The following is a 17,609-nucleotide window of genomic DNA, read 5'->3' on the forward strand; positions in this document are numbered from 1 at the left end:
CCGACACCAGCTCTTCGGACAAGCCACTTCCCGGACCCGCACCACCTACCCTACGACCCCGCTTCCAGCAGCCTCTTGACACAGAGGGGTGCCAGATGAGCAAGGCGCCGAACCTCTGCTTCCGGGAAGGAAGCTCGCGTCCCCGATGTTGGTCACAGGAGCACCTCACGTCGGAAGGGAACACCACGATGCGAGCGCTCTGGGTCCTCGGGCACCCCGAGGCGACGTCCCTGAACGGGCAGCTCCGCGATGCCGGTGTGGCCGCGTTGCGCGAGGCGGGGTGGCAGGTCGAGGAGTCAGACCTCTACCGGGACGGGTTCGACCCCCGTCTGGTCTGTGAGGGCGGGGCCGACGTACGTGCCGAGCAGGACAAGGTGCGCGCCGCCGACCTGCTCGTCCTGCAGTTCCCGCTCTGGTGGTACGGCATGCCCGCGATCCTCAAGGGATGGGTGGACCGGGTCTTCGAGGCCGGGTTCGCCTACGACGTCATCGATCCGGCGACGGGTCGCCCGCGGAAGTATGGCGACGGCGGGCTGCGGGGCAAACGCGCGCTGACCATCGTCACGGCGGGAGACCGGCCCGGCTCGCTCGCACCACGCGGCATCAGCGGCAGCATCGAGGACGTGCTGTGGCCGTTGCTGCACGGCACGTACTGGTACACCGGCATGGACGCGCTGACGCCCCACCTGGTGACGCTCGCCCGAGATGTCGACGCCGAACGGATGGAGCAGCTGGCGGACGACCTCCGCACCCGACTCAGGGGGGTCATGACCGAGCAGCGGATCCCCTACCGGCCGCTCACCGAGGACGACTACGACCACTCCATCCGGTTGCTCCCGCACGTCGCGCCGCAGCACCGCGGGCTGGACGCTCACCTGGAGACCTGTCACGACTGACCGCCCGACGGAGGACCGTCAGGGACGCGCGTCGTCCCCTGCCAGCCGGTAGACCTCGTGCCCGCCCCTCTCGCTCATCGTGAGCCGCCCCCGGGCGACAAGCAGCAGCAGGTGCACCCGGGTCTCCATCGTCGCCAGGGCGGAGTTGAACAGGTCGAGGGAGTCGAAGGCCCGCTCGTGGCGCGTCCACGGAAGTGTGCGGGCGACGTCGTGGGCCGTGCGCTCGCCACCGCTGAACGCCTCCAGGCACAGGGCGAGCCGGTGCTCGTGGTGGTCGAGCAGCTGGTCGACCCGCTCGTGGGAGGACATCCCGACCGGTCCGTGCGCCGGCAGGACGCGCAGGTCGGGCAACCCGCGCACCTTGGTCAGCGAGGCCATGAAGTCACCGAGCGGCTGGACCGGGTTGGACCCCTCGAAGCCGATGGAGGGCGTGATGGTGGGGAGCACGTGGTCGCCGGCGAAGAGCAGGCCCGCACCCTGGTCGGCGAAGACGTAGTGGCCCTGCGTGTGTCCCGGCGTGGACACGGCGTCGAGGGCGCGTCGACCCACCGTGATCTGGTGATCGCCGTCCAACCACGCATCGGGGTAGCTCCACAACGAAGGGTCGATCTCGTGGTCGGCGTGAGCCGCCGCCCACTGCTCAGCGATGTCGGTCGCGCCCGCGCGGACCAGCACCGGTGTGTGGTGGCTCTCACCCGGGACGGCGTTGCGCAGCCGGTCCAGAGAGGGTTTCTCCGGCAGGCCGAGACTGACGTGTGAGCCGACCTCGCGCCCGAGCACCACCGCCTGGGTGTAGTGGTCCCGGTGGACGTGCGTCACCAGGAACGACTGGATGTCACGCACGCTGAAGCCGATCCCGGCCAGCGAGCGGTCCAGCACCTGGCGGGAGGCCTCGATCGCCCAGCCGCCGTCGATGAGGGTCAGACCCTTGTCCGTCTCGATGGCGTAGACGTTGACCGATCGCAGACCGTCCTGGGGGAGCGGCAGCGGGATCCGGTGGATGCCCGGCGCGACGGGCCAGGCGCCCTCCTCGGTCCAGTGCGTGCCGGAGTCGGGGGAGACGGCGCGGGCGGTCGAGGTGGTCTGGTCGGGCGTGGTCACCGCTCGATCATGTCAGTCACGCCGATCACGCCGGCACCGTGCCGGGATCGTCCCTTCCGTCGGACGCGGGATCCGCACGTCAGCCGGACGCGGGATCGCGTGGCCCTCCATCTCCGCGTGACCCGTCCCCGTGTGCGGGGCGCCTCGGTTTGTCGTGACTGCGACATGACGCAGACCCGGCACCAGGAACCCGTGACCTACCACCCAGTATCCCCACAGACTTCGTAGCGGAGCGGGGACAGCCACGTGCCCGCCGGAGCACCAAGGATCCACACCATGCGCAAGAAGACAACGGCCCCACCGCTGCGGCCGACCCTGGGCGGTGTCGCCGCCCTCGCCCTGGTCGCCACCGGACTCGGCGGCCCCACCCAGGCGGCCACGCCGCCGACCCTCCCGCCCGCCACGGCCCCCACCGCGGACGACGCGGCCGGGTCCGGACCCGAGACCTCGGTGACGCTGGTGACCGGCGACACCGTGCACCTCACGGAGCACGAGGAGGGACGACGTTCCCTGAGGTTCGAACCCGGTGAGGGGCGCGAGGGCGTCGAGTTCCACCAGCTCGAGATCGACGGCCAGCTGCACGTGCTGCCGCTCGACGCGCTGCCCTATGTCGCCGACGGCCTGCTCGACAAGGCCCTGTTCAACATCGACGGCCTCCTCGAGGCCGGGCTGGACGACGCCTCCACGGACCACGTTCCACTCATCACCACGCACGCAGCGGGCCTGCGCAGCGCCTCCGCCCTCACCACCCTGGAGGGTGTCGAGCCCGGTGTGGCCCTGGAGAGCATCGACGCCCGCGCCCTCGGGGTGGACAAGGCCGAAGCCGGCAGCTTCTGGCGCAGCATCACCGGTCTCTCCCAGAGCGAGATCGAGGCCGCAGGCGTCCGTTCCGAGGCACCCGACTACGACCTGCCGGTGGAGAAGGTGTGGCTGGACGCGCCGGTGCGCGCCAGCCTCGACCGCAGCGTCGCCCAGATCGGCGCCCCGACCGCCTGGGACGCCGGCTTCGACGGCACCGGGATCACCGTCGCGGTGCTGGACACCGGCGTCGACTCCCAGCACCCGGACCTCGCGGGCCGGGTCGTGCAGGAGCAGGACTTCTCCGGCAGCGGCAACGTCATGGACCACTTCGGCCACGGCACGCACGTCGCCGCCACCGTCGGTGGCAGCGGGGCCGGCTCGGCGGGAACCCGCGCGGGCGTCGCCCCAGGGGCGACGCTCATCTCGGGCAAGGTGCTCGGTGACGACGGCTACGGCTCGGACTCCAGCGTCATCGCCGGCATGGAGTGGGCGGTCGCGGCCGACGCGGACGTCGTCAACATGAGCCTGGGCGGCGGCGTGACGGACGGCACCGACCCGCTGAGCCAGGCGGTCAACACGCTGTCGGCCGAGACCGACACCCTGTTCGTCATCTCCGCCGGCAACGACGGTCCGGGCGCGTCAACCATCGGGTCGCCGGGGAGCGCCGACGCGGCCCTGACGGTGGGAGCCGTCGACCGCGACGAGTCCCTGGCCGACTTCTCCAGCCGCGGTCCGCGCATCGGTGACCTGGCGGTCAAGCCCGACCTGACCGCCCCCGGCGTCGACATCGTGGCCGCCCGCGCGTCGGGCACGAGCATGGGCTCGCCGGTCGACGACCTCTACACCTCCGCCAGCGGGACCTCGATGGCCGCGCCGCACGTCGCAGGTGCCGCCGCGCTGCTGGCGCAGCAGCACCCGGACTGGGACGGCGAGCAGCTCAAGGACGCCCTGGTGAGCACCGCGCTCCCCGGCGCGCTCACGGCATACGAGCAGGGTGGCGGCAGGGTCGACCTGACCCGGGCCATCACGCAGTCCGTGACCGGCACCGGCAGCGTGCACCTGGGCACCTTCGAGGACGGCGCCACCGAACCGGTGACGCGTGAGGTGACCTACACCAACACCGGAGCGGAGCCGGTCGAGCTCACCCTCGACCTGGACGTCAGCACCCGCGGTGGCGACGAGCCGTCACCCGAGGGCCTGAGCCTGTCGGCGGAGACGGTCAGTGTCCCGGCGGGCGGGACCGCCTCGGTCACCGTGACCGTGAACCCCGGCGCACTCGAGCGTGGCCAGTACACCGGACAGCTCCACGCGACCTCGGGGGACACCACGGTCCACACGACCCTGGCCGTCATCAAGGTGGCGCCGACCCACGAGGTCACCTTCCGTGGTGTCGGCTTCGACGGCGAGTCGTCCTTCGTGACGCCCCTGGCGCTGTTCGGCGAGGACCCCCGGTTCGACACCGTGACCTGGATCCCCGATGGCAACGAGGTGACCGTCACGCTCGGTGAGGGTGACTACTTCCTGCACGCGATGATGAACGACGAGTTCGAGGGTCAGGACGCCAGCATCGTGGTCACCGACCCCGACCTCGAGGTCACCGGCGACATGGAGGTCGTGCTGGACGCCCGGGAGACGACCCGGGTCCAGATCAGGACCCCGCAGCAGGCGGTGACCCGGGGGACCCTGGGCTTCAACACCTACCGCGAGTTCTTCGGGCGCTCCCTGGCGAACCTGACCATGGAGTTTGACGCGACCCAGTCGGTGTGGGTCACGCCGACCGAGGAGGCCAACGGCGGCGTCTTCGAGTTCACCTCGCGCTGGCAGCTGGCGGCACCCCCGGTGGTGGGCACCTCCACGGGCAACCCCGAGCTGCAGGTCCTCCCGCTCTACGAGCGCTCTTCGCCGGTCCTGGAGTCCCAGCGACCGCTGGAGCTGGTGTTCGTCGGCGAGGGCACCCCGGAGGACTATGCGGGGGTCGACGTCACCGGCAAGGTGGCGGTGGTCCGACCGGCCGGTTACGACCATGAGGACGTCGACGCGGCCGTGGCGGCGGGAGCCGCCGCCGTGATGGTCGCCCCTGAGTACCAGCGCTGGACCAAGTACACCGGCCGGGGCGACCGGCTGGAGATCCCGGTGGTCGTCCTGCGGCCGGCGGACGGTGACGCGGTGCTCGAGCGGCTGGGGCAGGGCAAGCTGGAGATGAAGTTCAGCGGCAACCCCGACGTGCCCTACACCTACGACGTCATGCAGGTCTCCCAGGGCCGCGTCCCGGAGGAGGTCGTGCACACCGTCACGCCGAGGAACAGCGCCACCATCAGCGCCAACTACCACGAGATGGGCGGCCAGGAGTGGGCCAAGGAGCAGCGCTTCGCGTGGCGGCCGTGGCAGCGCACCACCTCCGTGGAGAGCCAGCAGGAGCTGCACACGCCGCAGTCGCGCACCGAGACCGTCTCCGGCGGTGACACGCTCTGGCGCCAACACGTGCTGCACTTCTTCAGCTGGGACACCATGAACCCGATCCAGGGCGGCGCCATCGCGCCGCTGCAGGCCTACGAGCCCGGCGAGAAGCTCACCTACGACTGGTTCGGCTCCGTGGTGCGGCCGGTCATCGCCGACGGCCTTGAGCCGGTGCGCTCCGGCGACACCCTGTCCCTGCGCATTCCGGAGATCGGTCTCCAGGAGGGGCAGCTGCACGGCCGGGCCTCGGCCCGCGAGACGTCGATGACCCTGCGCGAGGACGGGCAGGTCATCGCCGAGGGCACGCAGGCCTGGGGCGACTACCGGGCCACCTCGGCCGAGGCCGACTACCAGCTGGACCTCACGGTCGCGCGGGAGTCGGACAGCGAGTGGGAGTTCTCCACCAGGACCGACACCTCCTGGACCTTCCACTCGCAGCGCCCGGAGGAGCAGTCGGTGCTGCCGCTGCTGCGGGTCGACTACGAGGTCCCGGTGGGTCTGCGCAACACGGTCGCGGCCGGGAGCCAGTCCACGCTCGGCTTCACGGTCACCCACCCCTCGGGTGCCGCGGAGGCCGGACCGGTCAAGCAGGTGAGCGCCTGGACCTCGTATGACAGCGGGGTCACCTGGCAGGAGCTCGGCCTGCGATCGCTGGGCAAGGGTGAGTTCACGGCCCAGGTGAAGCACCCGCGGACGGAGGGACCGGTGTCGCTGCGCGTCGAGGCCGCGGACGCGCACGGCAACACGGTGGAGCAGACGGTGATCGGCGCCTACGGCGTCGGCGGCCGCTGACCCGGACGGGACAGGTCGTCGCGGTGGGGCCCTCGCCCCACCGCGACGCCCGCTCAGTCCTGTGTGAGCCAGCCGCGTTGCGCGACCTGCCAAGCGAGCTGCATACGGGTCTCGGCACCGGCCAGCGCCATCAGCTCGCTGATCCGGCGCTGCACGGTCCGCAGACTGACACCGAGCCGGGTGGCGATCGCCTTGTCGGTCACGCCCGCGACGAGCAGGGACAGCAGCTCCAGCTCCTCGGGGCCGAGGGCAGAGGGCGGTGACGTCACCGTGACGCGGTCACCCAGGCCGGCCACGTGGAGCGGCGAGGCGTCCGACCAGTACACGTCGAACAGGGCGATCAACGCCGTGAGCAGGTTGGAGTCACGGACGAGGGCCGCCGTCGGCTCGTCGTGCCCCTCGCGGTTCGTGATGAGCGGGCACAGCGCGAGGCTCCGGTCGGCGATGGCCAGCCGGACCGGGAGGTTCGGCGCGGCGCGGGCCTCCTCGCCGGCTCGGACGCCGCGCGCCACGTTGACCAGCATCGTCGGGTCGTCCAGCATCGCCTGCTCGTAGATCACGCGGTAGCGCACCCCGCGGGCGAGGCCCACGTACTCCTCGTCGTTCTCCCCAGAGGCCATGGCGACGTGACCTGCCTTGCAGAACCAAAGCATCTCCTCGCGGGTGGACAGCTGCACCGTGCGCAGCGCCTGCCGGATGCCGGCCGCGCCGTGGACGACCTCGACCAGCTGGCCGGCGTCGCGGCGCCGCGCGTTGGCGCGGTGCTCCTCGGCGAGCTCGGTGACCGCCAGTGTGGCCTCCGTCAGGGCCTGGCGGCCGCGCAGGAGCAGGGGAGCGAAGGCCACATCGGGTGGTGCCGCAGCGATGCGGAGCGGGTCGCTCTCGACGACGGTGGCCAGGCCCTGGTCGCGCAGCCTGAGCACGGTCGCCTCCGTGTCCTGCACGGGGCGGTCGGCCAGCTCGGCCAGGTGGACCAGGTCGGTCTCCACCGCCCGGACCAGGAGCCGGTAGAGCTCCTCGTCGGAGGGGTCGAGGCCGGCCGCGCGCAGGCTCATGACAGGTGCCGGCTGGGGCCGCGCCGGCTCACCGCGGGGAGAAGCATCTGCCCATCATGACGCGACCCGGCGCGGCACCCCACCCCTTTGCGCCGGACGGCAGGTCAGGGTTCCGGCCGGTCATCCCGCGGCCGGCTCCTCGGCATACTCCTGCTCGGGCTCCATCGCGTGGTGCCGCACCAGCCGGTCCACCAGCGCGCCGAGCGCCACTCCCAGTCCGATCGCGAGCGTCAGACCCAGCAGCGGGTTGTCGTGCATCCAGGTGCCGCCGACCAGCCCCACCCCGACGCCGAACGAGGACCACACCGCGGCCGCCGTCAGGTTGAGGGGCAGGTAGTGGCGCAGCGGCAGGCCCGAGGCCCCCGCGGTCAGGTTGATGAGGACCCGCACCACCGGCACGAAGCGGCCGCTGATGAGGAACAGGGCCCGGCGCCGTTCCAGCGTGCGCCCGGTCCGCTCGAGGAGGGCTGCCGTCCGCGGCCTGCGCAGCCAGCGGAACCTCTGGGTCCCGACGCGACGACCGATCAGGTATGCCGTGAGGTCACCGAGCGCTGCACCGGCGGCTCCGGCGAGCAGCACCAGCCAGACGTTCGGTGCGCCGGTCGCGGCGCTGACCGCCGCCAGCCCGATGACGAGCGACTCGCTCGGGACCGGCGGGAAGATCCCGTCGACAGCGCAGAACAGCAGGAGCGCCAGGGGGACCCACGGCTGGGCCGCAGCATCGAGGAGGACGGTGTTGAGGGTGTCGATGACGTCCGGCACGGGTCGCTCCCAGGGTCGTGTCGCGCCCCGGTCCGAAGCGCACGCCCCACGCTGCCTGCTGACGGCGGGCGCCGGTATCGGGTGTCACCCTGGGCGGACCCTCAACCGACCCTGAGGTCGGGTCGCGCATGCTCAGGTCAGACGTCCTGACAGGGCCGTCCCGGAGGTCAGGCGGCGCGGCTCGCGGTCGGCAGGACGAGGGCCCCCTCCAGCGTCACCACGTGCACCGCGATGAGCGGCACCCCCACCTCGGCGCACGCGTCGAGGGCCACCTGGTGCCAGGCCCGGTCGTCGTCGCGCACCGGCCCGGTCTCCCGGACGATGGCAACGATCAGGCTGAGGGGGCCGTTGTGCTCGTCACCAGCCATCTCGCACAGGCCGGTGGCCCACCGCATCGCCGTCCATCGCTGCCGGTCCGTCGCCCGCTCGGGCACGTCACTGACCAGCATGGGCTGCAGCAGCCGGCCGTCGTCGTCACAGAACAGGAACGCCAGGCCACCGCCTATCCGGTCGTCCGGGTCCAGAAACGCGTCCAGGACGTCGTTCGCCACATCGGGGTCGTGCAGCGAGGGCATCTGGGCCCTCATCCCACCGTCGAATCTCGTGTCATCGCTCATGCGCCGATGCTGGCCGGAGCGGGCGATCGCGCGCAGAATCTGTCCACAGGGGCGGCCTGACCAGCACCTTCGCTGTGATCCGGGTCCTGGACGCTCGCCGGGGTTACTCTGAGGTATGGCCGGTGCTCATCGAGGAGCCGAGGCTGTGGCGGTCTTCGCCACGGTCCTGGCTCTTGCTGCCTGCGGCACCCAGATCGAGGACGACCCGTCGCTCAGCGTCGGGCCCACGGTGCCGACCGAGGACGGGGCGAGCGGCACCGGTGACGCTGATGAGTCCGATCCCACGGCCACACCGCCGGCGGCCACGGGCACAGCGACCGACGACGAGCCCACCTCCGCGGACCCGGGCGGGGAGACCGGCACCGGGACGTCCGGCACCGGGGAGGGCTCGGGGACGGCCGGGACCGCTCCGGCGGAGGCGCCGAGCACGACGGAGGAACCGCCCGGCGAGGCCGGCAGTGAGGGCGCCCCGGACGCCCTGCCGGCCTTCGCTGCCCCCACGGAGGTGCGTGCCCAGGACGCTGCCGGCCCGGCAGCGCTCCTGGTCGACGACGTGCGGGTCGGTCTGCAGGACGGCTTCGACCGCGTCGTGCTCGACCTGTCCGGGACGGGTGAGGTCGGCTGGAACGTGCAGTACGTCCCCGACCCGGCGCTGGACGGCAGCGGCTTCCCTGTCGACCTGGCGGGTGCGGCGGTCCTGGGTGTGACAGCCCAGGGGATGGCCTATCCGGAGCCCGGCGACCCGGCCTACGACGACGGGGTGGTGGTTGTCGACGGGGGTGAGCTGCTCGCCGTCACCGAGGTCCTGCGCGGGCCGCCCTTCGAGGGTCAGGTCCAGGTCTTCGTCGGGACCGAGACAGAGGCGCCGTTCCGGGTGTTCCGGCTCAGCGGCCCGGAACGGTTGGTCATCGACGTCCAGCACGCTGGCTGAGTGGCGCCCCGCCCTGCGCGCGGAGGACGGGTCGTCACGGTATGCAGGTGGGTGGCGTCGCGCTCACATGTGCGCGTTAGTCGTGGACCGGCTCGCCGGTGACCTGGTGGTCGGCGTGGAAGAGTGCCTCGTTGAGGAAGTTGCGCACGTGCGCACCACGCAGCTCGTAGAGCACGCGACGGCCGTCGCGCGTGCCCTCGACGAGCCCGCCCAGGCGCAGCTTGGACAGGTGCTGGCTCGCCGTGGCGGGGCGGCACCCGGCCACCTCGGCAAGGGTGCCGACGTCCGCGCTGCCGTCCCGGAGGGCCCACAGGATGCGGACCCGGGTGGCGTCGGCGAGGAGGCCGAAGGACCTCACGGCGGCAGCGACCTGGTCGCCGGTGGGCTCCGAGACCTCGTGCACGGTGGACACCCTGGGCGTGTGCAGAGGGGGAGTCGCGGTCATGTGACCAAGAATAGCCACGTGTGATCGTCACCTTCGCATGTGCGAAGATGTCAGCATGACGCAGTTCGGTAGCCAGGGCCACGATCACGACGTCGATCCGCACGTTCATGGTTCCCATCACGACCACGAGGGCGACCATGGTCACGGGCATGACCACGAGGGCGACCACGACCACGACCACGACCACGACCACGGTGGTGGCCTGTGGGCCCGGGTCCGGCACGCACTGACGCCGCACAGCCACGACCACACCGAGGCCATCCAGACCGCCGACGAGGCCAGCCGCGAGGGCATCCGCGCGGCGTGGTTCAGCCTCGCCGGGATGGGCGCGACCGCCGTCATGCAGATCGTCATCGTCGCCCTGAGCGGTTCGATCGCTCTCCTGGCCGACACCGTCCACAACCTGGGGCACCTGGCCACCACGATCCCGCTGATCATCGCCTTCCGGCTGGGCCGGCGTGCTCCCACACGCCGCTACAGCTACGGCTTCAAACGGGCCGAGGACCTGGTCGGCCTGTTCATCGGGCTGGTCATTGCCGCCTCCGCGGCGCTCATCATCTGGGAGTCGGTGCGGGCGCTGAGCAACCCGCGCGAGCTGACCCACCTCGGGTGGGTCCTGGCGGCCGCATTGGTCGGGGCACTCGGCAACGAGGCCGTGGCGATCTATCGCATCCGTGCTGGTCGCCGCATCGGGTCGGCCGCGCTGATCGCCGAGGGGCAGCACGCGCGCACCGACGCCCTCACGTCCTTGGCTGTGGTGATCGGTGTCGCCGGTGCCTGGGCGGGCATGCCGCAGCTGGACGCGATCATCGGACTGGTCATCGCCGCGGTCATCCTCGCCGTGCTGGTCTCCTCGATGCGGACCGTGATCCGCCGGCTGATGGACGGTGTCGATGACGGGACGCTGGACCTCATCGAAGGCGCCGCAGGTGGCGTCGCGGGTGTCGTCGCGGTCGACCGGTGCCGGGCGCGCTGGATCGGGCACCGCCTCGAGACCGACCTGGACATCAGCGTGCATCCCGACCTGAGCCTGCAGGAGGGGCACGCGATCGCTCACCTGGTGCACCACACCCTCGTGCAGAGCGTCCCGCACCTGGACCGGGCCACCGTGCACGTCAACCCCGCCGGGATCCCGGCGGCGCACGCTGCCCTGGACTGACGTCCCGGACACGGTCACGTCGTCCAGCCGACGGCGTGCCAACCGCCCGGGTGGGGCGGTTCTGTTCCGCCTCCTTTGACGACGCCAGCCCCACAGTCGGGAGACGTGACATCGGTGCGCTGACGTGCACCAGCCGACTCATTGGTCTGCTCCGGCGCACCAGTCGACTCACTGGTCCTGTTGGGCTGCACCAGTCGACTCATTGGTCTGGCGTGGCGCACCAGTGTCACGTCCCCGTGTCACAGCCGTTCCGTGCCCTGACGGTGGCGGATCCTTCGGTGGGTGGGGCGCTGGTCTTGACATTCTCGAAGATCCTGTGGTTGTCTTGCGCCACCCATCCAGAGCGGCCGAGAGATCTGGCTCGAAGACGCCGCAGCAACCATCCCGCCCGGGACAGGTGCTCACGCCAGGATCGATGGAGGCATCGTGCAGGAGCGCACCACGCACCCCAGTGAGCCGCGCAATGTCGCTACGGTCGGCACCGCGCACATCCCGCACCTCCGGCGCACGGTCGACCTGATGCGCCGGGCGGTCAGCGCCTGTCGTCACTGAGCGCTGCCCGCCGCCCATCGCGCAGTATCCCGTTCTGCGCACAGCGCGCCGCGCACGGCTGACCGCCGTACCCCGGTGACTGCCGCACCGGCTGACCGCCGCGCCCGGCCCACAGCCGTCCGACGATCGCCCGAACCGGGCCCCGCGCAGGGGCACCCGCTGCCCCTGCGAGCCCCACGTCATACGCCACTGCCGTCCGTGCCCACGCCGGACCACGCCCACAGGAGAACCATGTCTGCCCAACCGATCACCCGTCCCGCCGTCCCACCCGAGAGCGCGACGGTCGACCTGCGCCACGCCTTCGGCCGCGCCGCCTCCAGCACCTGGGTCGTCACCGGCTCGGGGGAGCGGGGGCCGGTCGGCTTCACCGCGATCTCGGTCGTCTCGGTGTCGCTCAGCCCGCCGCTGCTGTCCTTCAACATCTCCAAGGACAGCTCCTCGCTGGTCACCATCGCCCAGAGCGGCCGCGCCGCGCTGCACCTGCTCGCCGACGACCAGGAGCCGGTCGCCCAGCGGTTCGCCCGCGACCGGAGCCGGCGGTTCGCCGACGACGGGGCGTGGGCCTACGACGACCACGGCCTGCCCGCGGTGCGGGGCGTCGCCTCCCGCCTGATCACCCGCATCCACGACCTGGTCGACGCCGGCGACAGCTTCCTGGCCATCGCCCGCGTCGAGCACGCCACCACCACGGACCGTCGACCACTGGTCCACCACGCCGGCGCCTACGGCGCGCTCGGCGCCCCGGCCGCCGCGCCGACCCACCCCACCGCCACCCAGCCCACCACCCCAGGAGCCTGACCATGACGACCCACGACACCGCCACCGAGGACCTGTCCTTCGCCTACTGGGTCCCGAACGTCTCCGGAGGCCTGGTGGTCTCCACCATCGAGCAGCGGACGAACCACACACCGGACTACAACCGGGATGTCGCGCAGACGGCTGAGCGCGTCGGCTTCGACTACGCCCTGACACAGGTGCGCTACCTGGCCTCCTACGGCGCCGACGCGCAGCACGAGTCGGTCTCCTTCTCCCTCGGGCTGCTCGCGGCGACCGAGCGGCTCAAGGTCATCGCCGCGGTCCACCCCGGCCAGTGGCCGCCGGCCATCCTGGCCAAGCTCGGCGCCACCGCGCAGGAGCTGCACGGCAACAGGTTCGCGCTCAACGTGGTCTCCGGCTGGTTCAAGCGCGAGTACACCGACCTCGGCCTGCCCTGGCTGGACCACGAGGAGCGCTACCGCCGCGCGGAGGAGTTCATCGAGGTGCTGCGCGGGCTGTGGACCGAGGACGGGTTCACCTATCGTGGCGACTTCTACCGCACCCGCGACGTGACCTTCCGGCCGCAGCCGAGGCTGCAGCCGGAGGTGTTCCAGGGCGGCAACTCCACGTCCGCCCGGGCGATGGCGGGCCGCCTCTCGGACTGGTACTTCATGAACGGGAACACCCTCGAGGGCGCCGCCGAGCAGATCCAGGATGTGGGCGCCCAGGCGGCCGCACACCGCCGGCGGGTCCGGTTCGGGCTCAACGGCTTCGCCGTCGTGCGCGACACCGAGGCCGAGGCCCGGGAGGTCGTCGAGGAGATCATCGCCAAGGCCGACGCCGACAAGGTCAACGACTTCGGCAACGCGGTCAAGCAGGCCGGCGCAGCGACCGCCGACCGGAAGGGCATGTGGGCCGACAGCGAGTTCAGGGACCTGGTGCAGTACAACGACGGCTTCCGCACCGGTCTGATCGGCACCCCCGAGCAGGTCGCCCGCCGTATCGTGGACTACAAGCGGGTCGGCGTCGACCTGCTGCTGCTCGGCTTCCTGCACGTGCATGCGGACGTCGAGCGGTTCGGGACCGAGGTGATCCCGCTGGTGCGTGAGCTCGAGCGCGAGGCGGGCCTGGTGCCGAACGACCTGGCGTATGCCGGGGTGCCGGCTGGCACCGACGGTGCGCCCGAGGAGGAGGTGGCCTGATGACGGAAGCCGCACAGGTGGGACTTGACGTGACGGCTGCCGCCGCCGCCCTGCGGGAGCGGCAGCGGCCGATCAAGACCGGCTACAAGCAGGATCCTGGGTCCGCCCTCATCACCAGCATTGCGACCGCGCAGGTCGACCAGGCAGGCCTGACCGCCACCGTGCCGACCTGGGCCGGTGACGTCGCCGCCGGGTTGCACCCCGCCGCCGGCGGCGACGGCAGCCAGGCCTGCTCGGCGGACATCGTGCTGCAGGCCCTCGTCGCCTGTGCCGGTGTCACCCTGTCATCGGTCGCGACGGCGCTGGGCGTCCGGCTGCGGTCGGCCACGGTCACCGCGAACGGCACGTGGGACGCGCGCGGCACCCTCGGTGTGGACCGCGAGGCCCCGGTGGGACTGACCGGGGTCGAGCTGGTCTTCGACGTCGACACCGACGCCGACGAGGACAAGGTGGCGCGCCTGCTGGAGCTGACCGAGCGCTACTGCGTGGTGGCCCGGACCCTGCAGGACCCACCGCCGCTCACGGTGCGCCGCGCCTGACGCCAGCGGGCGAGCCGCTCACCAGGTGGTGGGCTTCACCGGCTCGTAGAGCCACACCTGGAAGAACGCGTCCAGCTCCTGTCCCGAGACCTCCTTGGCGAGTGCCATGAAGTCGGCCGTGGTGGCCGTGCCGCCGCCGAACTCGGCGACCCAGGTCTGGGCCAGCTCGAAGAAGGCGTCGTCACCGATCTCGACCCGCAGCGCGTGCAGCGTCGCGGCGCCGCGGTCGTAGATGGGGCCACAGAACAGGCACAGCGGGCCCGGGTCGGCCACGACGACCGACCAGAAGTCGTCGTCGGCCGGGATCGCCATCACCTCGTCGAAGCTCTGCTGGGTCGTGTCCCGCCCCTGCTCCTCGCTCCACATCCAGGAGGCGTAGGACGCCCAGCCCTCGTTGAGCCAGATGTCGGCCCAGCGGCCCGGGCTGACATGGTCGCCCATCCACTGGTGGGCGAGCTCGTGCGCGACGGTGCCCTCGCGGGCGTTGCGGCTGAAGAACGAGCGGGTCTGGGTCTCCAGGGCGTAGCCCACCGAGTCGTCGTCGACGATGGCGCCGTAGGAGTTGAACGGGTAGGGCCCGAAGGCCTCCTCGAAGAACACGAGCATGTCGCTGGTGAGCGCCAGGCTGGCCGAGTTGGCCGGCGGCAGGGCCGGGTCGACCGCGTCGATGATCGGGGTGCCGTTCGCCGCGACGTAGGAGTTGAGCTCGAAGTCACCGACGGTGGCCGTGGCCAGGTAGGCCGCCATCGGGTCCGGCGCGTCCCAGGTCCAGGTCGTCCATCCGTCGGCGGTCTCCGAGCCCTCCAGCAGGCCGTTGGCCACGGCCACCGACCCCTCGGGCACGGTGATCTCGTAGGCGTAGCTCGCCTTGTCGGTCGGGTGGTCGCTGACCGGGAACCAGGTCGCGGACCCGTCCGGCTCGCTGACGACCATGGCGCCGTCCCGCGTCGTGACCCAGCCGTAGAGGGCGCCCTCGATGTCGGTCGGCCGGGTGGTGGTGCCGCCGTAGGTGATCTCCACGGTGACCTCGTCGCCGGTCTGCAGCTTGGGGCGGGGGCTGATCCGCAGCTCGTTCTCCACCTGGTCGAAGCTCATCGCCCTGCCGTCCACCAGCACCTCGGTGGCGGTCAGCCCACGCAGGTCGAGGTTGAACCGGTCCAGGTCCTGGGTGGCGCGCAGCTCGATCGTGGCGACCCCGTCCAGCTGGCCCTCCAGCGGGGCGGGCTCCGGCTCGGGCAGCTGGTAGGTGAGGTCGAGGTCGTAGTGCAGCACGTCGATGCCGCCGTTGCCGGCCAGCGGGAAGTACGGGTCGCCGGCCCCCGCAGCGCCCTCGGAGTAGCGCGGCTCGCCCGGTCGGTCGGGCGCCGCGCCGGCGAGGGCGGGGGTCAGGGTGAGCGCGAGGGCGGTGGCGCCGCCGAGCGCGAGACGGATGGGTGAGGTGTTCATCAGGACTCCCTTGTCGACTCGAGGAACCTGATCGACGCTAGTCCTCCCCGTGGGCGGGCGCCACATCATTGTGTATGCCGACAGCCGGCCGCCGCGGACGCCGCCACCGGGGGCCGGGGGCGGGCCAGAATGGACACATGCGGATTGTGGTGCTGGGTGGTCGTGGTGACCTCGGGGCGCGGGTGGTCCGGGCACTGGTCGCGCGCGGGCACGACGCGGTCGCTGCCAGCCGACGCAGCGGCGTGGACCTGCGGACGGGGGATGGGCTCGAGGGTGCGCTCGCCGAGGTTGAGGCGGTGGTCCACGCGGCCACCTCGATGCGCCGACCCCAGGACGTGGACGTTGCCGGTGCCCGCCACGTGGGTGCGACGCTGCGGCGCCTCGGCTCTCCCGCCCACGTCGTGTCGATCTCGATCGTGGGGGCGGACCGGATCTCCTACCCGTACTACCGGGCCAAGGTCCACTCCGAGGACGCCCTCGCGCAGGCAGGCGTCAACACGACCATTGTCCGGGCCACCCAGTTCCACGCCCTGGCGGCCGTCCTCGGCGCGGCGTTCCGGCTCGGCCCGCTGTCCTTCTCGCTCAGGGACATGCGGGTCCAGCCGGTGGACATCGACTGGGTCGCTGAGCGCCTCGCCGACCACGCCGGCGGCCCCGCGCCCAGCGGCTTCACCCGCGCCACAGATCTGGCGGGACCCACGGCATACGACGTCCGTCAGATCGCCGAGCTGGTGGCCGGACACGACGGCCGGAGACCGCCGAGGGTCCTGCGGGTGCCACCACTGGGCGACGTTCTCCGCGGCTTCTCCGAGGGGAGGATCGTCCCCGGGCCGGGGGTCGAGACGGGCGGTCGGACCTTTGAGGAGTGGCTCGACGGCCAGCCGCGACCGCTGCCGCGCCGGATGCACCTGCCCGGCTAGCCACGAGCCGACCAGGTGCAGCTCCCACGCTAGGGACGGGCCTCGAGCACCATGTTGAAGTCGTTCTCGGCGACCCGACGGACCCGGGAGTACCCGGCTGCGGTGAGCACATCGCGAAGCCGCGCCTCGCCCGCCTGGGAGCCCAGCGCCAGCCCGACCGGCTGGGAGAGCGAGTTGGCGGTGCACAGGAACGTCGACGCCGCGAAGCTGACTGCCGCCATCGGCACCGTCGCCAGCGTGGTGGCCAGGTCGTCGCCGGCGCGCGGCTCAACCAGCACGAGGGTGCCGCCGGTGGCCAGGGCGTGGCGGGCGTGCTCGGCCGCGCCGACCGGGTCGCCGAGGTCGTGGAAGGTGTCGAAGAACGTGATGATGTCGACGTCCTGGTCGGGATAGCCGTGGCAGTGGTTGACCTCGAAGCGCACCCGGTCACTCACTCCCGCGTCGGCCGCCCGCCGGTTCGCGGTCTCGACCGAGGCCGGGTGCACGTCATACCCCACGAACAGCGAGTTCGGGTAGGCCTCGGCGAGCAGCAGCACCGGGGCGCCGTGCCCGGAGCCGACGTCGACCACCCGCGCACCCGCCTGCAGCCTGTCGTGGACACCGTCCAGGGCGGGGACCCACTCGCTGAGCAGGCTGTTGCGGTAACCGACGCGGAAGAACCGCTCGGTTCCCTCGAACGTGGTGGGGTCCTGCTCACCCCACGGGATGCCGGTGCCGTGCCGGAACGCCTCGACCAGCTGGTCGGTGCGGCGGTGCATGCCGCTGATCACCGGGGCGCCCCCGATCATCGAGGCCGGTGAGTCGTCGGAGGCCAGCACGGCGGCGTGCTCCGGCGGCAGGGTGAAGGTGTCGTCGGCCGGGTCGTAGCCGACGAAACCGACGGCGGCCTGCTGGGCCAGCCACTCCCGCACATAGCGCTCGGCGGTGCCTGTCCGCGCGGCGAGCTGCGCGGAGGTGAGGGGTCCGCCTGCTGCCAGTGCGGCATACAGGCCGGTCCGGTCGCCGATCACCATCATGGCGGCGGTCGCCCCGCCGGCGAGCGCGGCGCCCACCTGCTGGGCGAACGCGCCGACCTTCTGCAGATCCGGTGTCGTGGTGGTCATGGTGCCTCCTGGGTCGAGTGGATGCCGCCAGCGTGCTCCGCCCGGGATTCACGGGAGTTTCACGCGGGTGTCGGG

Annotated in this window: 16 protein-coding genes and 1 riboswitch; of the genes, 9 read left to right on the forward strand and 7 right to left on the reverse strand. The window is 71.8% G+C overall.

Annotation, left to right across the window (positions count from 1 at the left end):
- Positions 1-188: 188 nt before the first annotated feature.
- The gene (locus tag DA085_RS17610; protein ID WP_109474305.1) at positions 189-896 is read left to right on the forward strand and encodes an NAD(P)H-dependent oxidoreductase; all 708 of its coding nucleotides are present in this window, start codon (positions 189-191) and stop codon (positions 894-896) included.
- 18 nt (positions 897-914) lie between these two features.
- On the opposite strand, the gene DA085_RS17615 is transcribed toward DA085_RS17610, so the two are convergent.
- The gene (locus DA085_RS17615) at positions 915-1,997 is read right to left on the reverse strand and encodes an MBL fold metallo-hydrolase (RefSeq protein ID WP_109474306.1); all 1,083 of its coding nucleotides are present in this window, start codon (positions 1,995-1,997) and stop codon (positions 915-917) included.
- 276 nt (positions 1,998-2,273) lie between these two features.
- On the opposite strand from DA085_RS17615, the gene DA085_RS17620 reads away from it, so the two are divergent.
- Entirely contained in the window at positions 2,274-6,047 is a 3,774-nt protein-coding gene (locus DA085_RS17620) for a S8 family peptidase (protein ID WP_109474307.1), read from the forward strand.
- Between the two features lie 53 nt (positions 6,048-6,100).
- On the opposite strand, the gene DA085_RS17625 is transcribed toward DA085_RS17620, so the two are convergent.
- The 3 genes from DA085_RS17625 to DA085_RS17635 all read right to left on the reverse strand — a co-directional run bounded on the left by DA085_RS17625 (position 6,101) and on the right by DA085_RS17635 (position 8,481).
- Complete coding sequence (locus tag DA085_RS17625; RefSeq protein ID WP_109474308.1) at positions 6,101-7,102, reverse strand: LuxR C-terminal-related transcriptional regulator; 1,002 nt, start codon at positions 7,100-7,102, stop codon at positions 6,101-6,103.
- Between the two features lie 120 nt (positions 7,103-7,222).
- A complete protein-coding gene (locus tag DA085_RS17630; RefSeq protein WP_161958542.1) occupies positions 7,223-7,864 on the reverse strand; it encodes a DedA family protein in 642 nt (213 codons plus the stop codon).
- Positions 7,865-8,031: 167 nt separating this feature from the next.
- Complete coding sequence (locus DA085_RS17635; protein WP_154402244.1) at positions 8,032-8,481, reverse strand: hypothetical protein; 450 nt, start codon at positions 8,479-8,481, stop codon at positions 8,032-8,034.
- 145 nt (positions 8,482-8,626) lie between these two features.
- Here DA085_RS17635 and DA085_RS17640 point away from each other — a divergent pair, with 145 nt between their 5' ends.
- Positions 8,627-9,412, forward strand: coding sequence for an AMIN-like domain-containing (lipo)protein (locus DA085_RS17640; protein WP_109474311.1), 786 nt, complete (start codon positions 8,627-8,629; stop codon positions 9,410-9,412).
- 76 nt (positions 9,413-9,488) lie between these two features.
- Here the strand turns inward: DA085_RS17640 and DA085_RS17645 are convergent, their stop codons facing one another.
- A complete protein-coding gene (locus DA085_RS17645; RefSeq protein WP_109474312.1) occupies positions 9,489-9,857 on the reverse strand; it encodes an ArsR/SmtB family transcription factor in 369 nt (122 codons plus the stop codon).
- Positions 9,858-9,912: 55 nt separating this feature from the next.
- On the opposite strand from DA085_RS17645, the gene DA085_RS17650 reads away from it, so the two are divergent.
- The 5 genes from DA085_RS17650 to DA085_RS17665 all read left to right on the forward strand — a co-directional run bounded on the left by DA085_RS17650 (position 9,913) and on the right by DA085_RS17665 (position 14,065).
- Positions 9,913-11,016: a cation diffusion facilitator family transporter gene (locus DA085_RS17650; protein ID WP_109474313.1), complete on the forward strand. Its 1,104-nt coding sequence runs from the start codon at positions 9,913-9,915 to the stop codon at positions 11,014-11,016.
- A gap of 331 nt (positions 11,017-11,347) precedes the next feature.
- A riboswitch (SAM riboswitch) is annotated at positions 11,348-11,438 on the forward strand.
- A gap of 4 nt (positions 11,439-11,442) precedes the next feature.
- Complete coding sequence (locus DA085_RS21890) at positions 11,443-11,568, forward strand: hypothetical protein (RefSeq protein WP_272914500.1); 126 nt, start codon at positions 11,443-11,445, stop codon at positions 11,566-11,568.
- A gap of 231 nt (positions 11,569-11,799) precedes the next feature.
- Positions 11,800-12,366 carry a flavin reductase family protein gene (locus DA085_RS17655; RefSeq protein WP_109474314.1) on the forward strand — a complete coding sequence of 189 codons (567 nt, stop codon included), beginning with the start codon at positions 11,800-11,802 and terminating at the stop codon, positions 12,364-12,366.
- Positions 12,367-12,368: 2 nt separating this feature from the next.
- Positions 12,369-13,526: a dimethylsulfone monooxygenase SfnG gene (gene sfnG, locus DA085_RS17660; protein WP_109474315.1), complete on the forward strand. Its 1,158-nt coding sequence runs from the start codon at positions 12,369-12,371 to the stop codon at positions 13,524-13,526.
- Positions 13,526-14,065 carry an OsmC family protein gene (locus tag DA085_RS17665; RefSeq protein ID WP_109474316.1) on the forward strand — a complete coding sequence of 180 codons (540 nt, stop codon included), beginning with the start codon at positions 13,526-13,528 and terminating at the stop codon, positions 14,063-14,065. The genes sfnG and DA085_RS17665 overlap by 1 nt, the downstream gene beginning before the upstream one ends.
- A gap of 18 nt (positions 14,066-14,083) precedes the next feature.
- Here the strand turns inward: DA085_RS17665 and DA085_RS17670 are convergent, their stop codons facing one another.
- Complete coding sequence (locus DA085_RS17670; RefSeq protein WP_109474317.1) at positions 14,084-15,511, reverse strand: M1 family metallopeptidase; 1,428 nt, start codon at positions 15,509-15,511, stop codon at positions 14,084-14,086.
- Between the two features lie 137 nt (positions 15,512-15,648).
- Between DA085_RS17670 and DA085_RS17675 the strand changes: the two genes are divergently transcribed.
- Positions 15,649-16,431 (forward strand): SDR family oxidoreductase, encoded by a 783-nt coding sequence (locus tag DA085_RS17675; RefSeq protein ID WP_109474318.1) that lies wholly within the window; start codon positions 15,649-15,651, stop codon positions 16,429-16,431.
- Between the two features lie 29 nt (positions 16,432-16,460).
- Here the strand turns inward: DA085_RS17675 and DA085_RS17680 are convergent, their stop codons facing one another.
- Positions 16,461-17,534 (reverse strand): class I SAM-dependent methyltransferase, encoded by a 1,074-nt coding sequence (locus tag DA085_RS17680; RefSeq protein ID WP_109474319.1) that lies wholly within the window; start codon positions 17,532-17,534, stop codon positions 16,461-16,463.
- Positions 17,535-17,609 lie beyond the last annotated feature (75 nt).

Source organism: Ornithinimicrobium cavernae (assembly GCF_003121625.1).
In the GTDB taxonomy this organism is placed as follows: Bacteria; Actinomycetota; Actinomycetes; order Actinomycetales; family Dermatophilaceae; genus Ornithinicoccus; species Ornithinicoccus cavernae.